This is a genomic window from Pseudomonas oryzicola, assembly GCF_014269185.2.
Classification (GTDB): Bacteria; Pseudomonadota; Gammaproteobacteria; order Pseudomonadales; family Pseudomonadaceae; genus Aquipseudomonas; species Aquipseudomonas oryzicola.
Window position 1 is genome coordinate 3,545,727 of record NZ_JABWRZ020000001.1, and the last position, 19,585, is coordinate 3,565,311.

General features: G+C 62.4%; 20 protein-coding genes, 2 tRNA genes and 1 rRNA gene. 12 read left to right on the forward strand and 11 right to left on the reverse strand.

Annotated elements, in window-relative coordinates:
- Positions 1 to 33: 33 nt before the first annotated feature.
- The 3 genes from HU760_RS16280 to HU760_RS16290 form a co-directional block, all read right to left on the reverse strand.
- A tRNA-Ala gene (locus HU760_RS16280) sits at positions 34 to 109 on the reverse strand.
- 6 nt (positions 110 to 115) lie between these two features.
- A tRNA-Ile gene (locus HU760_RS16285) sits at positions 116 to 192 on the reverse strand.
- Positions 193 to 279: 87 nt separating this feature from the next.
- Positions 280 to 1,816, reverse strand: a 16S ribosomal RNA gene (locus tag HU760_RS16290).
- 465 nt (positions 1,817 to 2,281) lie between these two features.
- On the opposite strand from HU760_RS16290, the gene rhtA reads away from it, so the two are divergent.
- Together rhtA and HU760_RS16300 are read left to right on the forward strand one after the other, a co-directional pair.
- Positions 2,282 to 3,169, forward strand: coding sequence for a threonine/homoserine exporter RhtA (gene rhtA, locus HU760_RS16295; protein ID WP_186678284.1), 888 nt, complete (start codon positions 2,282 to 2,284; stop codon positions 3,167 to 3,169).
- 190 nt (positions 3,170 to 3,359) lie between these two features.
- Positions 3,360 to 3,641, forward strand: a complete 282-nt coding sequence (locus HU760_RS16300; RefSeq protein ID WP_186678286.1) for a hypothetical protein — start codon at positions 3,360 to 3,362, stop codon at positions 3,639 to 3,641.
- Between the two features lie 38 nt (positions 3,642 to 3,679).
- Here HU760_RS16300 and HU760_RS16305 read toward each other — a convergent pair whose 3' ends face one another.
- The gene (locus tag HU760_RS16305; protein ID WP_186678289.1) at positions 3,680 to 5,488 is read right to left on the reverse strand and encodes an aminopeptidase P family protein; all 1,809 of its coding nucleotides are present in this window, start codon (positions 5,486 to 5,488) and stop codon (positions 3,680 to 3,682) included.
- A 219-nt stretch (positions 5,489 to 5,707) separates the two neighbouring features.
- On the opposite strand from HU760_RS16305, the gene HU760_RS16310 reads away from it, so the two are divergent.
- Entirely contained in the window at positions 5,708 to 6,826 is a 1,119-nt protein-coding gene (locus HU760_RS16310; protein WP_186678292.1) for a DUF3182 family protein, read from the forward strand.
- Complete coding sequence (locus tag HU760_RS16315; RefSeq protein WP_186678295.1) at positions 6,810 to 7,580, forward strand: alpha/beta hydrolase family protein; 771 nt, start codon at positions 6,810 to 6,812, stop codon at positions 7,578 to 7,580. Before HU760_RS16310 ends, HU760_RS16315 begins: the two co-directional genes overlap by 17 nt.
- On the opposite strand, the gene HU760_RS16320 is transcribed toward HU760_RS16315, so the two are convergent.
- Together HU760_RS16320 and HU760_RS16325 are read right to left on the reverse strand one after the other, a co-directional pair.
- Complete coding sequence (locus HU760_RS16320) at positions 7,559 to 7,939, reverse strand: antibiotic biosynthesis monooxygenase (RefSeq protein WP_186678306.1); 381 nt, start codon at positions 7,937 to 7,939, stop codon at positions 7,559 to 7,561. The genes HU760_RS16315 and HU760_RS16320 overlap by 22 nt on opposite strands.
- Positions 7,940 to 7,998: 59 nt before the next feature.
- Positions 7,999 to 9,030: a GlxA family transcriptional regulator gene (locus HU760_RS16325; RefSeq protein WP_186678308.1), complete on the reverse strand. Its 1,032-nt coding sequence runs from the start codon at positions 9,028 to 9,030 to the stop codon at positions 7,999 to 8,001.
- Between the two features lie 82 nt (positions 9,031 to 9,112).
- Between HU760_RS16325 and HU760_RS16330 the strand changes: the two genes are divergently transcribed.
- On the forward strand, positions 9,113 to 9,661 hold the full coding sequence (locus HU760_RS16330) for a cysteine hydrolase family protein (RefSeq protein WP_186678310.1): 549 nt from the start codon (positions 9,113 to 9,115) through the stop codon (positions 9,659 to 9,661).
- Positions 9,662 to 9,779: 118 nt separating this feature from the next.
- Here HU760_RS16330 and HU760_RS16335 read toward each other — a convergent pair whose 3' ends face one another.
- Positions 9,780 to 10,343, reverse strand: a complete 564-nt coding sequence (locus HU760_RS16335) for a helix-turn-helix domain-containing protein (RefSeq protein ID WP_186678312.1) — start codon at positions 10,341 to 10,343, stop codon at positions 9,780 to 9,782.
- An 83-nt stretch (positions 10,344 to 10,426) separates the two neighbouring features.
- On the opposite strand from HU760_RS16335, the gene HU760_RS16340 reads away from it, so the two are divergent.
- From HU760_RS16340 to HU760_RS16370, 7 genes are all read left to right on the forward strand, one after another.
- On the forward strand, positions 10,427 to 11,359 hold the full coding sequence (locus HU760_RS16340; RefSeq protein ID WP_186678314.1) for a DMT family transporter: 933 nt from the start codon (positions 10,427 to 10,429) through the stop codon (positions 11,357 to 11,359).
- 162 nt (positions 11,360 to 11,521) lie between these two features.
- A complete protein-coding gene (locus HU760_RS16345) occupies positions 11,522 to 14,437 on the forward strand; it encodes a monovalent cation/H+ antiporter subunit A (RefSeq protein ID WP_186678316.1) in 2,916 nt (971 codons plus the stop codon).
- Positions 14,437 to 14,781, forward strand: coding sequence for a Na+/H+ antiporter subunit C (locus HU760_RS16350; RefSeq protein WP_170029168.1), 345 nt, complete (start codon positions 14,437 to 14,439; stop codon positions 14,779 to 14,781). The genes HU760_RS16345 and HU760_RS16350 overlap by 1 nt, the downstream gene beginning before the upstream one ends.
- Entirely contained in the window at positions 14,778 to 16,457 is a 1,680-nt protein-coding gene (locus tag HU760_RS16355; RefSeq protein ID WP_186678318.1) for a monovalent cation/H+ antiporter subunit D, read from the forward strand. The genes HU760_RS16350 and HU760_RS16355 overlap by 4 nt, the downstream gene beginning before the upstream one ends.
- The gene (locus tag HU760_RS16360) at positions 16,454 to 16,942 is read left to right on the forward strand and encodes a Na+/H+ antiporter subunit E (protein WP_186678320.1); all 489 of its coding nucleotides are present in this window, start codon (positions 16,454 to 16,456) and stop codon (positions 16,940 to 16,942) included. The genes HU760_RS16355 and HU760_RS16360 overlap by 4 nt, the downstream gene beginning before the upstream one ends.
- Positions 16,939 to 17,217 (forward strand): K+/H+ antiporter subunit F, encoded by a 279-nt coding sequence (locus HU760_RS16365; RefSeq protein WP_003259015.1) that lies wholly within the window; start codon positions 16,939 to 16,941, stop codon positions 17,215 to 17,217. The genes HU760_RS16360 and HU760_RS16365 overlap by 4 nt, the downstream gene beginning before the upstream one ends.
- Positions 17,214 to 17,579 carry a Na+/H+ antiporter subunit G gene (locus tag HU760_RS16370; RefSeq protein ID WP_186678322.1) on the forward strand — a complete coding sequence of 122 codons (366 nt, stop codon included), beginning with the start codon at positions 17,214 to 17,216 and terminating at the stop codon, positions 17,577 to 17,579. The genes HU760_RS16365 and HU760_RS16370 overlap by 4 nt, the downstream gene beginning before the upstream one ends.
- A gap of 9 nt (positions 17,580 to 17,588) precedes the next feature.
- Here HU760_RS16370 and HU760_RS16375 read toward each other — a convergent pair whose 3' ends face one another.
- From HU760_RS16375 to HU760_RS16390, 4 genes are all read right to left on the reverse strand, one after another.
- Positions 17,589 to 17,801, reverse strand: a complete 213-nt coding sequence (locus HU760_RS16375; RefSeq protein WP_186678325.1) for a hypothetical protein — start codon at positions 17,799 to 17,801, stop codon at positions 17,589 to 17,591.
- Complete coding sequence (locus HU760_RS16380; RefSeq protein ID WP_170029162.1) at positions 17,798 to 18,268, reverse strand: hypothetical protein; 471 nt, start codon at positions 18,266 to 18,268, stop codon at positions 17,798 to 17,800. Before HU760_RS16380 ends, HU760_RS16375 begins: the two co-directional genes overlap by 4 nt.
- 404 nt (positions 18,269 to 18,672) lie before the next feature.
- Positions 18,673 to 18,867 carry a hypothetical protein gene (locus HU760_RS16385; RefSeq protein ID WP_186678328.1) on the reverse strand — a complete coding sequence of 65 codons (195 nt, stop codon included), beginning with the start codon at positions 18,865 to 18,867 and terminating at the stop codon, positions 18,673 to 18,675.
- A gap of 179 nt (positions 18,868 to 19,046) precedes the next feature.
- Positions 19,047 to 19,451, reverse strand: a complete 405-nt coding sequence (locus HU760_RS16390) for a TraR/DksA family transcriptional regulator (RefSeq protein ID WP_186678331.1) — start codon at positions 19,449 to 19,451, stop codon at positions 19,047 to 19,049.
- Positions 19,452 to 19,585 lie beyond the last annotated feature (134 nt).

A 19,585-nucleotide genomic window follows, 5' to 3' on the forward strand; every position in this document is an offset into this window, starting at 1 on the left:
TGCTCATTTCTGAGTTCGATCAAGTAAAGCAAGTGGTGGAGCCAAGCGGGATCGAACCGCTGACCTCCTGCGTGCAAGGCAGGCGCTCTCCCAGCTGAGCTATGGCCCCGCATATTGGTAGGTCTGGGCAGATTTGAACTGCCGACCTCACCCTTATCAGGGGTGCGCTCTAACCAACTGAGCTACAGACCTAAGGGTAAAACTTTGGGTCTTGATCGTCTTTATACAATGAATCAAGCAATTCGTGTGGGAGCTCATCAGCAGGCTGATGTCGTCGATTAAGGAGGTGATCCAGCCGCAGGTTCCCCTACGGCTACCTTGTTACGACTTCACCCCAGTCATGAATCACACCGTGGTAACCGTCCCCCCGAAGGTTAGACTAGCTACTTCTGGTGCAACCCACTCCCATGGTGTGACGGGCGGTGTGTACAAGGCCCGGGAACGTATTCACCGCGACATTCTGATTCGCGATTACTAGCGATTCCGACTTCACGCAGTCGAGTTGCAGACTGCGATCCGGACTACGATCGGTTTTGTGAGATTAGCTCCACCTCGCGGCTTGGCAACCCTCTGTACCGACCATTGTAGCACGTGTGTAGCCCAGGCCGTAAGGGCCATGATGACTTGACGTCATCCCCACCTTCCTCCGGTTTGTCACCGGCAGTCTCCTTAGAGTGCCCACCATGACGTGCTGGTAACTAAGGACAAGGGTTGCGCTCGTTACGGGACTTAACCCAACATCTCACGACACGAGCTGACGACAGCCATGCAGCACCTGTGTCAGAGTTCCCGAAGGCACCAATCCATCTCTGGAAAGTTCTCTGCATGTCAAGGCCTGGTAAGGTTCTTCGCGTTGCTTCGAATTAAACCACATGCTCCACCGCTTGTGCGGGCCCCCGTCAATTCATTTGAGTTTTAACCTTGCGGCCGTACTCCCCAGGCGGTCAACTTAATGCGTTAGCTGCGCCACTAAAATCTCAAGGATTCCAACGGCTAGTTGACATCGTTTACGGCGTGGACTACCAGGGTATCTAATCCTGTTTGCTCCCCACGCTTTCGCACCTCAGTGTCAGTATCAGTCCAGGTGGTCGCCTTCGCCACTGGTGTTCCTTCCTATATCTACGCATTTCACCGCTACACAGGAAATTCCACCACCCTCTACCGTACTCTAGCTCGCCAGTTTTGGATGCAGTTCCCAGGTTGAGCCCGGGGCTTTCACATCCAACTTAACGAACCACCTACGCGCGCTTTACGCCCAGTAATTCCGATTAACGCTTGCACCCTCTGTATTACCGCGGCTGCTGGCACAGAGTTAGCCGGTGCTTATTCTGTCGGTAACGTCAAAACAGCAAGGTATTAGCTTACTGCCCTTCCTCCCAACTTAAAGTGCTTTACAATCCGAAGACCTTCTTCACACACGCGGCATGGCTGGATCAGGCTTTCGCCCATTGTCCAATATTCCCCACTGCTGCCTCCCGTAGGAGTCTGGACCGTGTCTCAGTTCCAGTGTGACTGATCATCCTCTCAGACCAGTTACGGATCGTCGCCTTGGTGAGCCATTACCTCACCAACTAGCTAATCCGACCTAGGCTCATCTGATAGCGTGAGGTCCGAAGATCCCCCACTTTCTCCCGTAGGACGTATGCGGTATTAGCGTTCCTTTCGAAACGTTGTCCCCCACTACCAGGCAGATTCCTAGGCATTACTCACCCGTCCGCCGCTGAATCAAGGAGCAAGCTCCCGTCATCCGCTCGACTTGCATGTGTTAGGCCTGCCGCCAGCGTTCAATCTGAGCCATGATCAAACTCTTCAGTTCAATACTGCTTGGGTTTTTAAGAAACCCTAAACTTGGCTCAGCAATCTCAAATGACTATGTGATTTCTCGCATGGCCACTTGTGATGCTGATAATCTTTGTGACTATCAGTCCGTACTCACAAGCACCCACACGAATTGCTTGATTCGATTTGTTAAAGAGCGTTTGGTTAAGAGCGTTTCGTCTCAACCGAGGCGCGCATTCTACGCTTTCCTCATTTGCTGTCAAGCGTTTATTTTGAAGTTTTTTGCGAGAAACTCGTTTAGCTTCAAACACTTGACTCAACGGGTTGGCTTGCTTTGCTTCGCTACCGCGTTGGAGTGGGGCGCATTATAGGGTGATATTCGAGGCGGTCAACCTTTAATTTCAATTATCTGTTTCGCCACTGTCCGCCTTGGCTGTTCCCTTTCAGCCCGGATGCGCACTATAGTGCGCATCCTCAACCTGCCAAGGATCGCCGCACAGAAATGAACACCCAGCCTCGCAGCCTGGCCGCTACCCTCTTTCCGATCGGCCTGCTGCTCATCGCCATGGCATCGATACAGTCCGGTGCCTCTCTGGCGAAAAGCATGTTTCCCATCGTCGGCGCCCAAGGCACCACCACCCTCCGCCTGATCTTCGCCAGCATCATCATGCTGCTGATTTTGCGCCCTTGGCGGGTGCGCATGACTGCCCACACCCTGCGTAACGTAATCATCTATGGCATGGCCCTGGGCGGCATGAACTTCCTCTTCTATATGGCGCTGCGCACGGTACCGGTCGGCATCGCCGTGGCACTGGAGTTCACCGGGCCATTGGCCGTGGCGATCCTGTCCTCGCGGCGGCCAATCGACTTCCTGTGGATTGCCCTGGCCATCGTCGGCCTGCTGCTATTGCTACCGGCCGCTGATGGCGGGCAGGCGCTCGACCCGGTCGGCGCTGCCTACGCCCTGGGCGCCGGGGTATGCTGGGCCCTGTACATCCTGTTCGGCCAACGCGCCGGGGCCGAACACGGCATCCAGACTGCCGCGCTGGGGGTTGTAGTCGCTGCCCTGTTCGTCGCGCCCATCGGTATCGCCCACGCTGGCAGCACATTGCTCACACCCGCCGTGATCCCCATGGCCCTGGGCGTTGCAGTTCTGTCCACTGCCCTGCCCTATAGCCTGGAAATGGTCGCACTCACACGCATCCCGGCACGCACGTTCGGCACCCTGATGAGCATCGAACCGGCGTTCGGGGCACTCTCCGGCCTGCTGTTGCTCGGCGAAGTGCTGACGCTCACTCAATGGCTGGCGATTCTGGCGATCATCATGGCCTCGGTCGGCACCACCTTGTCCATGCGCAAGGAGCCCAGCCCGGCGGTCGCCGCAGACTGACATGAGAAATATTTTCATTTGAGATAAGAATAGTGATTGTGGCGGCCCGCCTCGCTGATTAAGCTGTCACAAAATCATCATCTCTAAGCTATCTACTGAACAGAACACGGACGCTGGGGAAATTTCAGGAAGAACCAAAGCGATAACGACGGGGCCAGGCAGCTGATCCGCCCCGCATTTAAGGACAGGAATGAAACGTATTTTTCTCATCCTGGCCATCTTGGCCATTGCTGGATGCGCCGCCACGGCCAAGACCGAGGTCAAAAGGGGCAAGAAGGGCCTGCACATCAATTGTTCCGGCCTTTCCTCCTCATGGGACAACTGCTACAGCAAGGCTGCGAGCGCCTGCAGCACACGTGGCTATCGCGTCATTGCACGCTCGGGCGATACCGATGAAGAAGCGGGTGACTACTTGTTCGGCATCAACCCGGCGGGCTACACCAGCCGCAGCATGATCGTCATCTGCAAGTAGAAGAAAGGGCAGCTCGCAAGCTGCCCTTTTCATTTGTCCTACAACGGCGCTGTGCGCGCCTCAAGCCAGGCCAGCGCTTCGCCCTTGAGCAAGGGTGCCAGGCGCTCGCGCACCTGGACGTGATAGCCATTCAACCAGCCCAGCTCGTCCTTCGCCAGCAGCTCGGGCAACAGGCAACGGGTGTCGATCGGGCACAGCGTCAGGGTTTCGAAGTCGAGGAACTCGCCGAAGGCGCTCTTGCCGGCCTCGCGGGCGACGACCAGGTTCTCGATGCGCACACCCCATTGCCCCGGGCGGTAGGTGCCTGGCTCGATCGAGCTGATCATGCCCGGCTGCATTGCAGTCTGCGGTGTCGGCGCCGCCTGATAGGCAATCACCTGCGGCCCCTCGTGCACGTTCATGAAGTAACCCACCCCATGCCCTGTGCCATGGCCGTAATCCACCTGGTCAGCCCAGATCGGTGCCCGCGCAATGGCGTCGAGCAACGGTGACAGCACGCCACGCGGGAAGCTGGCGCGCGACAGGGCAATCATGCCCTTGAGCACGCGCGTGCAATCCTGCTTCTGCTGCAGGCTGGGGTTGCCCACCGGCACCATGCGGGTGATGTCGGTGGTACCGCCCAGGTATTGCCCACCCGAATCGATCAGCAGCAAACCATCGCCCTCGATCACCGCGTGCGACTGTTCGGTGGCGCGGTAATGCGGCATGGCGCCGTTGCCATTGAAGGCGGCAATGGTCGCGAAGCTCAACGAAACGAAGCACGGGCGACGGGCACGCGCAGCGCTCAGCCGCTCGTCGATGGTGAGCTCGGTGATGGTTTCCTGACCGAGGCTGGCCTCGAACCAGGCGAAGAATTCGCACAGGGCCGCGCCGTCCTGCTCCATCGCCTGGCGAATGTGCACCAGGTCGTCTTCACCTTTGCACGCCTTGCTCAGGGTGGTGGGGTTGATGCCTTCGACCAGCTCAACCGCGCCGGGCAGGTTATCCAGCAGACCACAGGTGACCCGCGCCGGATCGATCAGCAAACGGCTGCCGCCCGGCAGGGCGCCGAGCGCCCTGCCGGCTTCGGCGTAGTCACGCACCTCGATGCCATCCACTGCCAATACCTGGCGCAGATGGTCATCGAGCTTGTCCTGGCCGACGAACAGGATGGCTTGCTGCTGGCTGATCAGGGCAAAGGCCATGAACACCGGGTTGTAGGAGACATCGCTGCCGCGCAGGTTGAAGAGCCAGGCGATGTCGTCCAGGGTGGCGATGAAGTGCCAGTCGGCGCCCTTGGCCTGCAGGCTCTGGCGCAACTGCTTGAGTTTTTCTGCCCGGCTCACCGTGGCGTGCGGTGGCAAGTGCTGGTAAACCGGGTTGCCCGGCAGCGCCGGGCGCCCGTCCCAGGCCTGTTCGAGCAGGTCCTTATCCGTCACCAGCCGCGCCCCACGCAGCTTCAACCGGTCGCCTAGCTGGCGTGCCGAAGCCAGGGCCATGACGGCACCATCCACCGCCACGCTGCCGTTGGGCTTGACGTGATCGCCCAGCCATTCCAGCGCGCCGGGTTTGCCTGGCAACAGCTTCATCAACTCGATGCCGCTGCCTGCCAGCTCGTGCTCCGCCTGCTCCCAATAGCGGCTATCGACCCATAACCCGGCAAAGCCAGCCGTGACCACCAGCGTGCCGACCGAACCGTGGAAGCCAGACAGCCACCGGCGCCCTTGCCAGTATGCCGGCAGGTATTCGGAAAGATGGGGGTCGGCCGAAGGTACCAGCAAGGCATCGATGCCTTCTGCTGTCATGACCTGGCGCACGCGCGCCAGGCGCTGTGGCACGCTTTGCCCAAGGTTGGTCTGAACGTTCATGCGCTCTCCTGCGGCTACATCACGGTTGATCCAGTGTGCCGATAATGGAACAGCCGTCGATGCCCTGCAATCGTGGCGACCGACACGCGGCATGCATTGCCCGCCACGCCCTGCGCAAGCGGGACATTTCCTACAGTGCGGCTGGGACCACCGATCAAGTCCGGCTGAACTTCGCCAAAGTAACGGCTTCACACAGATACATTCACTGCATACAGGCAAATGACCATGCCCGATGTCTGCGCCCCTAAAAGCGGTGTGGTGCTGCTCGACACCCGCGTGCACACCCCTGACCACGAGCATGCCGTGCATCTCAAGCTCGCCGAAGGCCTGGCCCGCCTGCTGGGTTGCCCACACGTGCAGCCCAGCCAGCCGCCGACAGCCAGCGATGGCTATTACTACCTGCCTACCGAAACCTTGGTCGACCCCAAGCGCCAGGCCACCCTGGGCATTTGCAGCGAGCACGACCTGTTCGGTGGCCTGGTCACCTATCCCTACATGGCGACCAAGGCGATCTCCCACCCATTGCCGGCCGGCGCCAGTTTCCCTCCAGGCTGGACCGATGCCTTCGCCCGGCAAGCCAGCGACGCCCTGTTGCGCGGCTACACGGTGTTCAGCAAAGCCGACGCACGTAATGCCGCGCAGCTGCTACTGCTGGACGGCCCATTGCGGATCAAGCCCGTGCTGGCTTGCGCAGGTCGCGGGCAGCAGGTCGTCACCACGCTGGATGCGCTGGAGCCGCTGCTGGCCGGTATGGATGAGCAGGAGCTGGCCCTGTGGGGGCTGGTACTGGAAGAAGACCTGAGCGAGGTGCAGACCTTCAGCGTCGGCCAGGTGCGCGTCGCCGGCCAGACCTGCAGTTACCACGGCACCCAGCACCTGACCCACGATCACCAGGGCGCCGAAGTCTACGGTGGCTCCGACCTGGTGGTGGTGCGCGGCGGCTACGAGGCGCTGCTGCAGCTACCGCTGGAGGAACACCTGCGCCTGGCCATCAACCAGGCAATCGTCTACGAGCAGGCAGCCGAACGGCACCTGCCTGGCTTCATCGCCTCGCGGCGCAACTATGACATCGCCCGCGGCCACAATGGCCAGGGCCACTTGCGCAGTGGCGTACTCGAACAATCCTGGCGGCTGGGCGGCGCCAGCACTGCCGAGCTGCTGGCCTTGCAAGCCTTTGCCGACGATCCGGCATTGCAACAGGTACGGGCTTCGACCCATGAAGTATTCGGCACCCCTGAATTGCCCACTGACGCCACCCTCTTCTATCAAGGAAACGACAGTGAACTCGGACAACTCAGCAAATTTGCGCGGATTCGCGACTATGACCATTCAGAGTGAAACCGTTGAACTGCAGGTCGAGGATGACAGCATCGTCGGCACCCTGGTCAGCCCTGGCAGCAAGATGCCGGGCATTCTCTTCGTGCATGGCTGGGGCGGTAGCCAGCAGCGCGACCTGGCTCGCGCGCGGCATATTACCGGGCTGGGCTGCGTCTGCATGACCTTCGACCTGCGCGGCCACGAAAAGACCGAAAGCCAACGGCTGACCGTTACCCGCGAACAGAACCTCATGGACCTGGTGGTGGCCTACGACCGCTTGGTCAGCCACCCGGCCGTCGATAGCAGCGCCATCGCCATCATCGGCAGCAGCTATGGCGGCTACCTGGCCACATTGCTGACCCGCGAGCGGCCGGTCAAATGGCTGGCCCTGCGCGTACCAGCGATGTACTGGGACGAAGAATGGCACATTCCCAAGCAGACCCTGGACAGGCAGCGCCTTAACGCTTACCGCCAGCGCCCGCTCGGCCCGGCAGACAACCGCGCCCTGGCAGCCTGCGCCGAGTTCGCTGGCGATGTGTTGCTGGTGGAGTCCGAACAGGACGACTACGTGCCGCACAGTACACTGATGAGTTACCGCTCGGCATTCGTCAGCGCCCATTCGCTCACACACCGCATCGTCGACGGTGCCGACCACGCACTGTCCAGCGAAGCGAGCCAGAAAGCCTACAGCTCGATCCTGGCATCCTGGATCAGCGAAATGGTCATCGGCGCCCGCCTGGACCGCTACCCGCACTATGCGCCCTGGTATGCCTGAGCCTCGCTCAGTTGGCAATGCAGGCCGCCATCGGCCCCTCGCACCAGGCTGCGCAGGGTCTGATAGGCGGCAAATCTGACGCCACGCGCCTGATGCTGGGCAAGCAGTTCGAGAAACGGCTCGTCGACGAAATACACGGCGGCCGCCGCCCACGCCTGGCGGGACTGCCATTGCAAGTACTGCAACACTCGGCTGCCATCATCACTGGCCTGGATACTGACCCCCTGCAACCCTGCACAGCGTGTGGCCAGCTCCTCGCTGCGCGCCACCAGCGCCTGGGCCAATGCCTGCTGGCGGACACCGGGCACTTCATATTCGATCATCTGGGTAAACCACAGGGCATTAGGTGTTGCCATCATGAGCAGTCTCCTTGCTACGGACGCATGCAGCGCGATGCCGGGCAGGGTAAAACCTCAAGTTATGTCAAGGTCAAGCGTTTTTCCGCCGCAGATCCGCTGCACTCGCCCTGGCCGGATACTGCAAAGCGCCGGCGATAATCACTCGGGGTCAGGCCGGTTATTCGCTGAAACACTTTGCGAAACGCGCCCGGATCCTGATAACCGACACCCCAGGCGATCTGATCGACGCTGCGCCGGGTGAACTCCAGCAAGCGGCAGGCGCGCCCTACCCTCACTTGCTGACAGTACTCGGTCGGCCGTAACCCCGTTGCGGCACGAAAACGGCGCAGGAAGGTGCGTGCCTCCAACCCCGCGCATGCTGCCATGCCGGCCAGGTCGGCATCCTGCCCAGCATTGCCTTGCAGCCAGTGCTGGACTTTCAGCACCGCCTCGTCGCCATGCTCCAGACGCGGGCGGAACACGGCACCAGGCAGCGGCGCCGCCACCGGTTCCACGGCAAGGTAACGGGCGGTCTCGCGTGCCAAGGTCGCTCCCATGAAACGTTCCAGCAAACGCAAGCCCAGGTCGGTCCAGGCCATCAAGCCGGCCGAGGTGATCAGGTCACCGTCATCGAGCAAGGGCTGCTGGGTCTCGACCCGTATCCTGGGAAACCGCTGGGCCAGCGCTTGCACGTAGTTCCAGTGGGTACAGGCCGGGCGCCCATCGAGCAGTCCGCTGGCAGCAATGAAAAACACACCGATGCACACCGACGCCAGCACCGCGCCGCGCCCGTGCAGCTCGCGCAACGACGCACGGTGGCGCTCCAGCAGTTCGGCTTGCGGTGCCGACTCCAGGCTCGGCGGTATGATCAGCACACGCAGATCAGACACCGCGACGCCCGGGCTCTCGGGGGCAGGCTGCAATTGCCCCGTCTCGTCGGCCTGCCAGAAGCTCACGCGTACCCGCGGCAACTCGACGGCCCCCAGTTCGGCAGCTACCCGGTTGGCCACCAGAAACAGGTCGGCCAGGCCATGTACGGCAGCACGCTGCGCGCCCTGGTACAGCAGCAGGCCGATATCCAGGCTGGTGGCATTGTCAGTTTTTGCCCGCATAGTGTCGTTTGCGCCAATCCTCAGGTCAGTGGCAACAGCCTATAACTAACGGCATCCAACGACTACTGCCAGAGGAGGCAGCATGAGCAAGCAGGCGCTGATCATCATCGACATTCAGAACGACTATTTCCCCGGCGGCAAATGGACCCTCGATGGCGCTGAGCAGGCAGCCGACAATGCCGCACGCCTGCTGGCGGCGGCCCGCCAACGGGGCGACCTGGTGGTGCATGTGCGGCATGAGTTCGAGAGTAGCGATGCGCCGTTCTTCGCGCCGGGCTCGCAGGGGGCTGCCATTCACGCCAAGGTCCGGCCCGCAGCGGGCGAGCCGGTGGTGCTCAAGCACAAGGTCAATGCCTTCCTCGGGACCGACCTCGAACATACGCTGGACCAGCATGGTATCGAAGCCTTGACCATCGTCGGCAGCATGAGCCACATGTGCATCGACGCTGCCACCCGTGCCGCGGCCGACCTGGGCTACGCCGTGACCGTGGCCCACGATGCCTGTGCGACCTTGCCCCTGGAGTTCAATGGCAAGCAGGTGCCGGCGGCGGATGTGCATGGAGCGGCGATGGCGGCGCTGGCATTTGCCTATGCCAAGGTGGTCAAGACCGATGAACTGATAGGAGACTGACCGCGAACCTCAGGATGTGCGTACCGGCCTCATCGCCAGCAAACCAGCACCCTCTCCACTGGCCCCAGGCCTGAGGGAGGGCCGCCGATGAGGCCCGCGAGGCAGCAGGACCTCTCGGTCAAATCACCACATTGCGCACAAAACGCACCGCCACGGCCCCGTCATTGCGGTAGGCATACCGGCAATTGCTGGCAAACACATGGAACTGGCCTTGCTGCAGGCAATGCTCGACCCCTTCGATGATCAGTGTCAGTTGCCCTTCGGCCACATAGATCTGCTCGCTCCAGCCCTCGGCATCGGCTTCGCTGCAATAGCGCTCGCCCGGTGCCAGGGTCCACTCCCAAAGCTCCACCTCGCGCCTTGCCGGACTACTGCCAAGTAACACCGCCCTGCTTTGCGGGTGCTCGCCCGCCCAGGCCAGTTCCTCGATACGGCCTGGGTCACGTTGGTCGGGTGCCTGGATCAGGGTGCTGAAGGCCACGCCCAGGGCTTCGGCAATCAGGTCGAGGGTAGTCAGGCTGACATTTTTTTCGCCCGCCTCGATCGCCACCAGCATGCGCCGGCTGACCCCGGAACGCTCGGCAAGCGCGGCCTGGCTGATACCTGCGGCGTTGCGCAGGCTGCGTACATTGAGGCTGACATGCTGCAGCACCGATGCCCGGTGCGAAGATTCTTTGTGCACTATAGTGCTCACAGGTCGAGATTGCGCAGTATACTGCCCACTTTGCGGCGATTGTGCGCCGCCCCTTCCGAGTGCGCAAGACCATGAGCCAACCCAGCAGCAAGCCGAACTCTGCCCTTACCTTTCGCCTGAGCAAGGCCGAATTGGTGCTGGTGTTCATCACCATGCTGTGGGGCGGCACCTTCCTGCTGGTGCATAACGTGATGACCGTCAGCGGCCCGATGTTCTTCGTCGGCCTGCGCTTCGCAGCAGCCGCGCTGTTCGTGGGGGTGGTCTCGGCCCGGGCACTGCCTGGCCTGACGTTCACCGAACTCAAGGCCGGCGTGCTGATCGGCGTGTCGATCATGCTTGGCTATGGCCTGCAGACCATGGGCCTGCAAACCATCAGCAGCAGCCAGTCGGCATTCATCACCGCGTTGTATGTGCCGTTCGTGCCGCTGTTGCAGTGGCTGGTGCTGGGCCGCCGGCCGGGCCTGATGCCGAGCATCGGTATCGGCTTGGCGTTCACCGGGCTGATGCTGTTGGCCGGCCCGGAAGGCGGCAGCCTGCACTTCAGCGAGGGCGAGCTGGTGACCCTGGTCAGCGCGGTGGCCATCGCCGGCGAAATCATCCTGATCAGCCGCTATGCCGGCCAGGTCGATGTGCGCCGGGTTACCGTGGTGCAACTGGCGACCGCCTCGCTGCTGGCATTCCTGATGATCGTGCCGACCCAGGAGCGCATTGCCGATTTTTCCTGGCTGCTGTTGGCCAGTGCAGTGGGCCTGGGTGCGATGAGCGCGGTGATCCAGGTGGCGATGAACTGGGCACAGAAATCGGTCTCACCCACCCGCGCCACGCTGATCTATGCCGGCGAACCGGTGTGGGCCGGGATCGTCGGGCGTATCGCTGGCGAACGCTTGCCCGGCGTGGCACTGCTCGGCGGCCTGCTGATCGTGATAGCGGTGGTGGTCAGCGAACTCAAGGTGCGCCGCGCGGGCGAAACCGAGCCAGCGCTGGAAGCACAGAGTGAACGCTAGCAGCACGCCCCTTCTCTAAACCTGCGGCTATGCTTTGTAAGAAACTGTTATAAAAAATCAGCTGGTCACAGCCTGTTTGTAGGATTCTGCGACAGCTTGCGTGTTGGTGATCACCCCCCTGGCACGTATGATTCCTGGCAAACTTCTCCAGAATAGGCCGCTATGTCATTGATAGTGCTATTGCTCCTGCCGTTCGTGGGCAGTTGCCTGGCAGCCGTGCTGCCGCACAACGCACGTAACGCGGAGTCCATTCTCGCCGGGCTCGTCGCCCTGGTCGGCACTGTCCAGGTAGCATTGCTGTACCCTCAGGTTGCCCACGGCGGCGTGATCCGCGAAGAGTTCCTCTGGCTGCCCAGCCTGGGCTTGAACCTGGTGCTGCGCATGGACGGCTTCGCCTGGCTGTTCGCGTTGCTGGTACTGGGCATCGGTGCGCTGGTGTCGCTGTATGCCCGCTACTACATGTCGCCACAAGACCCGGTACCGCGCTTCTTCGCCTTTTTCCTCGCCTTCATGGGCGCGATGCTCGGCCTGGTGATCTCCGGCAACCTGGTCCAGCTGGTGTTCTTCTGGGAACTCACCAGTCTGTTCTCCTTCCTGCTGATCGGCTACTGGCACCACCGTGCCGACGCCCGTCGCGGTGCCTACATGGCGCTGATGGTCACGGGTGCGGGCGGCTTGTGCCTGCTGGCAGGAGCCCTGCTGCTCGGCCATGTGGTGGGCAGCTACGACCTGGACAAGGTTCTGGCTGCCGGCGACGTCATCCGCCAGCATGCACTGTACCCGGTGCTGCTGCCGCTGATCCTCATCGGCGCCCTGAGCAAGAGCGCCCAGTTCCCCTTCCAGTTCTGGCTGCCCCACGCCATGGCCGCACCGACCCCGGTATCGGCCTATCTGCATTCGGCGACCATGGTCAAGGCCGGGGTATTCCTGCTGGCGCGCCTGTGGCCAGTGCTGTCGGGCAGCGAGGAGTGGTTCTGGATCGTCGGCGGTGCAGGCGCCCTCACCCTACTGCTAGGCGCGTTTGCCGCCATGTTCCAGAACGACCTCAAGGGCCTGCTGGCCTATTCGACCATCAGCCACCTGGGCCTGATTACCCTACTGCTGGGGCTCAACAGCCCACTGGCCGCCGTTGCCGCAGTGTTTCACATTCTCAACCATGCCACCTTCAAGGCCTCGCTGTTCATGGCCGCCGGCATCATCGACCATGAAAGCGGTACCCGTGACATCCGCCGCCTGAGCGGCCTGGTCCGCCTGGTGCCGTACACCGCCACCCTGGCCATGGTGGCCAGCGCCTCGATGGCCGGTGTGCCCTTGCTGAATGGCTTTCTGTCCAAGGAAATGTTCTTCGCCGAAACGGTGTTCATCAGTGCCACCGCCTGGGTCGAGGCCACGCTGCCGGTGATCGCCACCCTGGCCGGCACCTTCAGCGTGGCCTATGCCCTGCGCTTCACCGTCGACGTGTTCTTCGGCCCCAGCGCCGAGGACCTGCCGCACACCCCGCATGAACCGCCCCGCTGGATGCGAGCGCCAGTCGAGCTGCTGGTGCTGACCTGCCTGGTGGTGGGCATCTTCCCCGCCCAGTCGGTCGGCCCGCTGCTGGCGGCAGCCGCACTGCCGGTGGTGGGCGGGACCCTGCCGGAATACAGCCTGGCCATCTGGCACGGCTGGAACGCGCCGCTGATCATGAGCCTGGTGGCCATGAGTGGCGGCATCGTGCTGTACCTGGTGCTACGCAAACAACTGCGCCTGGGCCGTTTCCCTTACCCGCCACTGATCGAGCGTTTCAACGGCAAGCGCCTGTTCGAGCACGGCCAGGTGCAACTGATGCTGCTGGCGCGGCGCATCGAGCGCCTGGTTACCAGCCGCCGCCTGCAGTCGCAGCTGTTCATGCTGGTACTCGTCGCCTTCTTCGCCGGCCTCATCCCCATGTTGTACAGCGGCCTGAGCTGGGGCGACCGGCCGAAAATTCCCGGCTCGGGCGTGTTCGTCGCGTTGTGGCTGATTGCGATTGCCTGCGCCATCGGTGCCGCCTACCAGGCCAAGTACCACCGCCTGGCAGCCTTGATCATGGTCAGTGTCTGCGGCTTGATGACCTGCATTACCTTCGTCTGGTTCTCGGCGCCCGACCTGGCCCTGACCCAACTGGTGGTGGAAGTGGTCACCACCGTGCTGATCCTGCTCGGCCTGCGCTGGCTGCCACGGCGGATCGAAGGCGTATCGCCATTGCCGGGCAGCCTGGACCGTGCGCGCATGCGCCGCTTGCGCGACCTGTTGCTGGCGGTGCTGGTAGGTGGCGGCATGGCGGTGCTGTCCTACGCCATGTTGACCCGCCCGACGCCCAACGACATTTCCTCGTTCTATCTGAGCCGCGCGCTGCCCCAGGGTGGGGGCACCAACGTGGTCAATGTCATGCTGGTCGACTTCCGTGGCTTCGATACCCTTGGTGAAATCACCGTGCTGGTGGCCGTTGCGCTGACCGTGTTCGCTTTGCTGCGACGCTTCCGCCCACCGAAGGAAAGCATGCAACTGCCGTCGCAACAGCGCCAGTTGGCGCCCGACGTGGTCACCGACCTGATCAACCCGCGGCATGCCACCGACACTGCCCTGGGCTTCATGATGGTGCCCGCAGTACTGGTGCGCCTGCTGCTGCCGATCGCCCTGCTGGTATCGATGTACCTGTTCATGCGTGGCCATAACCAGCCAGGGGGCGGCTTCGTCGCCGGCCTGGTGATGTCGGTGGCGTTCATCCTGCAGTACATGGTGGCTGGCACCCAGTGGGTCGAAGCGCAGATGAGCCTGCGCCCGCTGCGCTGGATGGGCACCGGGCTGCTGTGCGCAACCCTGACCGGGGCGGGCGCCATGCTGTTGGGCTACCCGTTCCTCACCACCCATACCGCCCACCTGCACCTGCCGTTGCTTGGCGATGTGCACGTGGCCAGCGCGCTGTTCTTCGATGTCGGCGTGTTCACCGTGGTGGTCGGCTCGACCCTGCTGATCCTCACGGCCCTGGCGCACCAGTCGGTGCGCGCCTACCGCCCGGGCAACCCGGCGAAAAACAGCCAAGCGGGAGCTGCCTGATGGAAGAAGTGATTGCAATTGCCATCGGCGTCCTGGCCGCCTCGGGGGTATGGCTGATCCTGCGCCCACGGACCTACCAGGTGATCATGGGGCTGTGCCTGCTGTCGTACGGGGTCAACCTGTTCATCTTCAGCATGGGCAGCCTGTTCATCGGCAAGGAGCCGATCATCAAGGACGGCCTGCCCCAGGACCTGCTGCATTACACCGACCCGCTGCCGCAGGCGCTGGTGCTCACCGCCATCGTCATCAGTTTCGCCATGACCGCCCTGTTCCTGGTTGTATTGCTGGCCTCGCGCGGGCTGACCGGTACCGACCACGTCGATGGCCGGGAGCGTGACGAATGAGCAGCATGAGTCAACTGATCATCGCGCCCATCCTGCTGCCGCTGGTAACGGCGGCGGTAATGTTGCTGCTGGGCGAGAAACACCGGCAGCTGAAGGCCCGGTTGAACCTGCTATCGACCTTCACTGGCCTGGCCATCGCGGTCAGCCTGCTGTTATGGGTGCGCATCCAGGGCCAGGCGGAATCGATCGGCGTCTACCTGCCAGGCAACTGGCCGGCGCCGTTCGGCATCGTGCTGGTGGTCGACCACCTGTCGGCGCTGCTGCTGACCCTCACCGGCACCATCGGCTTCAGTGCCCTGCTGTTTGCCCGGGCCCGCTGGGATGGCGCCGGGGCCAGTTTCCATGCGCTGTTCCAGATTCAGCTGATGGGCCTGTACGGCGCCTTCCTCACCGCCGACCTGTTCAACCTGTTCGTGTTCTTCGAGGTGCTGCTGGCTGCCTCCTATGGCCTGCTGTTGCACGGCTCAGGCCGTGCCCGGGTGCGTGCGGGCCTGCACTACATCGCCATCAACCTGTTTGCCTCGTCACTGTTCCTGGTCGGCGCGGCGATGCTGTATGGCGTGACTGGCACCCTGAACATGGCAGACCTGGCCTTGAAGATCCCGCTGGTGCCGGAGGCCGACCGTGGCCTGCTGCATGCCGGAGCGGCCATCCTGGCCATCGCCTTCCTGGCCAAGGCCGGTATCTGGCCGTTGAACTTCTGGCTGGTACCGGCCTATGCCTCGGCCAGCGCGCCGGTGGCGGCGCTGTTCGCGATCATGACCAAGGTCGGCCTGTATGCCGTGCTGCGCCTGTGGACCCTGCTGTTCTCGGGGCAGGCAGGGGCTTCGGCGCACTTCGGTGGCGAATGGCTGGTATCCGGTGGCCTGGTCACCCTGGCAGTGGCGGCGGTGTCGATCCTGGCGGCACAACGCCTGGAGCGGATGGCCGCCCTCAGCATCCTGGTCTCGGCCGGCACCCTGCTCGCCGCGATCGGCTTCGCCCAGTCGGCGCTGACCGGCGCAGCGTTGTTCTATCTGGTCAACTCGACCCTGGCGCTGTGTGCGCTGTTCCTGCTCGCCGAACTGGTCGAACGCTCGCGCTCGGCCAACGAAGCACCGCTGGATGAAGAAGAAGACGCCATGCCGCCGCCGCTGGAGTCACTGCACCCGCCCAAGGGCATCAACCTCGATGATGAACAACAGGTGGTGATCGGCCAGATCATCCCCTGGACCATGGCGTTCCTCGGCCTCAGCTTCATCGCCTGTGCCCTGCTGATCATCGGCATGCCGCCGTTGTCGGGCTTTATCGGCAAGCTCAACCTGATCAGCGCGCTGTTCAACCCGCAGGGGCTCGGCGTGCCCCCAGAACAACCGCTGGGTACGTCCGGCTGGGGCCTGGTGACGTTGCTGATCCTGTCAGGCATGGCTTCGCTGATTGCCTTTGGCCGAGTCGGCATCCAGCGTTTCTGGAAGCCCGAAGAGCGTCCGTCACCGCTACTGCGCCGCTATGAATGCCTGCCCATCGTCATCCTGCTCGGCCTGTGCATGGTTCTCAGCCTCAGGGCCGAGCCGTTGCTGCGCTATACCCAGGACACCGCCGCCAGCCTGCAGGCTCCCGAGCTTTACATACAAGCGGTAATGGCCGCCCGACCAGCCCCCGGCCCGACCTCGCTCGACGCACAGGTGCAGCCATGAACCGACTGTTCCCCGCCCCACTGTTATCGGTGTCGCTGTTTGCGCTGTGGCTGTTGCTGAACCTTTCGCTCAGCCCCGGCAACCTGCTGCTGGGTGCTGCGCTTGGCGTGCTGGCGCCGCTGCTGATGGCACCACTGCGCCCCCAGCATGCCCATGTGCGGCGGCCGCTGGTCGTCGCCCGGCTGATCGGCCGGGTCGGCATCGATGTGATCATGTCCAACCTGCTGGTAGCCCGTGGCGTGCTGCGTGCCGGCAAGCAGCCGCCACGCTCGGCGTTCGTGCACATCCCGCTGTGCCTGCGCGATGCGCATGGCCTGGCGGCGCTGTCGATGATCACCACGGTAGTGCCAGGCACGGTCTGGTCCGAGCTGGCGCTGGACCGCAGCGTTTTACTCTTGCATGTGTTCGACCTGGACGACGAGGCGGCCTTCATCCAGCACTTCAAGGACACCTACGAACGCCCGCTGATGGAGATTTTCCAATGACAGGCCTGCTCGCCAATGCTGTCCTCGCCAGCCTGTTCATCTTCGCCCTGGCCATGGCCCTGGCACTGATCCGACTATTCCGCGGCCCGTCCGCCCAGGACCGGGTGCTGGCGCTGGACTACTTGTACATCCTGGCCATGCTGACCATGCTGGTGCTGGGCATCCGTTATGCCAGTGACACCTACTTCGAAGGCGCATTGCTGATTGCGCTGTTCGGCTTCGTCGGCTCGTTTGCCCTGGCCAAGTTCCTGCTGCGCGGTGAGGTGATCGAATGACTGAACCCCTGCAATTACCGTTCTGGGTAGAACTGGTCACCGCCGTGCTGCTGCTGGCCGGCAGCCTGTTCGCGCTGGTCGGTGCCGTGGGCCTGGTGCGCCTGAAGGACTATTTCCAGCGCATGCACCCGCCGGCACTGGCCTCGACCATCGGCGCCTGGTGCGTCGCGCTGGCCTCGATCACCTACTTTTCCTGGCTCAAGCAAGCGCCGGTGCTGCACGCCTGGCTGATTCCGATCCTGCTGTCCATCACCGTGCCGGTCACCACCCTGCTGCTGGCCCGGGCAGCGCTGTTCCGCAAGCGCATGGCCAACGAGCCGGTACCGGAAGAAGTCAGCAGCGGTGGCGATCGAGGCAACTGACGAGGCGCCTCACACCTGGCTGAGGCGCTGCAACTCGCGGCGGACCATGGCCGCATAAGGCGGCGGGCCAAGGCGGTACAATTCGCCGGCTACCCAGTTCAACCAGGCGCCTTGCAGTTCCGCGCGCCTGGCCAGCAAACGCTGGGCCTCGGCCACGGCATCCGCCTGGTGCTGGCGATGAAACTCGGCACGCGTGGTGGGTGTGTCGTCACCGTGGGTCATTCACTGGCCTTGAAGGTGGTCAGTTCACCTTTGCGCCATTTGGCAACCTTGCCGGTCACCGCCTTGAGCAACTTGCCCAGGCCTTCCTGTATTTGCTGCTGCGCGGCGAATACCAGCATCACGCCGTGGCCTTCACGGAACACGATGCCCTCGCCTTCGGGTACCGAAACAAAGGCGTAATCGCCCACGCCATAGACGTTCAGCTTGATTTCACGAAAGCGCATTTCCAGCTTGCCACCTTCCCGGCTGGGCAGCACGGCGGCGCGGAAGTGGTCGCCGACTTTCAGTTCGAGGCGCTGCTTGTCGTCGACCACCAATGCGCTTTCGGTGTCGATTTCGGCCATGTACAGGCCTTCGGGATTTTGTTCGGTGACGTAGACAAAGCGGCCCTGGAACAGCTGGGCCAATTTACCGCGCAAGTCGCCCAGGGCGAATAACGCATGGGTATCAAGAGTGCTGACTGCCAATGAAGTAATCCTCAACCGGTTACAACCCGCGCTCACCCAAGCTCGGTGAAGCACGGCCATTTCTTGTCGATAGGCGAAAAGAGTAATGAAGCGATATGCGAAATGTCTGCGCCCGCTAGCGATGCAGCGTGCGGGATTCTTTACTCTGGCTTGCCAGATCTGGCCTCAATAAGGCTTTCGGCATATTCCCGATCCGGGAAGTGTAATGTCTGACAGCAAACCCGCCAGAAAGATGCGGCAGGCAATGCTGGAGCGCACGTGAAAACGGGCCCTGCAATCCATCAGTGCATTACTGAGGGAAGAATATGCACGAAAACACCGAAATCCGTCGAGAGGCAAAGCGCATTTCTTGCCGTTGAAAACAGCCTACCCCCTTTTTACCAGGCCCTGCGCAATCAATGCGCTCAGGCGGCCAAGCCTTTCTTCAACTGCTGCAACCAGGCTCCCTGACACTCCAGCGCCTCCTCGCGCGTGGCGAAGGCAGTGCCACGCCGCTCGCCATTGACCAGCACCACCCAGCAAATGCGTTTACCCAACGCTCGCAGTGTGGCCGGCACACCCGAGCCAATCATCACGGCGACATCGACTCGGCTGTTCATCATTCCCTCCGGAATTTAATTAGCACCCTAACGATAAAGCCATGATACGCCCATTCACCGCGCGGAAACAGCGCATCCCGGTACAGCAGTATTACACGCGAGGCAATAAAATCGCCGCCGGCAAACAAACGCAAAAAGCCCCAGGGATAGCTCCGTGGGGCTTGGCACACCGCGCAGGGTTACAGCTGGCGTTGGTGGCGATCGAGCTGCTCGTGGCGCTCCTGGGCTTCGATGCAGTACTTGGTGGTCGGGCTGATCAGCAGGCGCTTCAGGCCGATCGGCTCACCGCTGTCATCGCACCAGCCGAAGCTTTCGTCGGCAATACGGTCCAGGGCCATTTCCAGCTGGGGCAGCAGACGCTGGTCGCGGTCGATGGCATTCACCAGCCAGCTACGCTCCTCTTCGACCGAAGCCACGTCGGCAGGGTCCGACGGGGTGTCCAGGCCTTCGATGGTGGCACGGCTCAGCTCGATGCGTTCATGGGTTTCGACTTTCATCGCCTGCAGCAGGCCAGCGAAGAAAGCCAGCTGGTCAGCGTTCATGTAGTCATCGGCCGACATGGCCAGCAACTGTTCCTTGGTCATCGATTTCTCTATGAAAAAATGTGCATTTGGGCGATTCATATGCTGCCGACGCCTTGGCATCGGTGGCGGAATTCTTCAAGCGCCAACCGGCACTCTTTTACAGGGGGCGGAAGTCTAAGGCGCCGCGTCGCGTG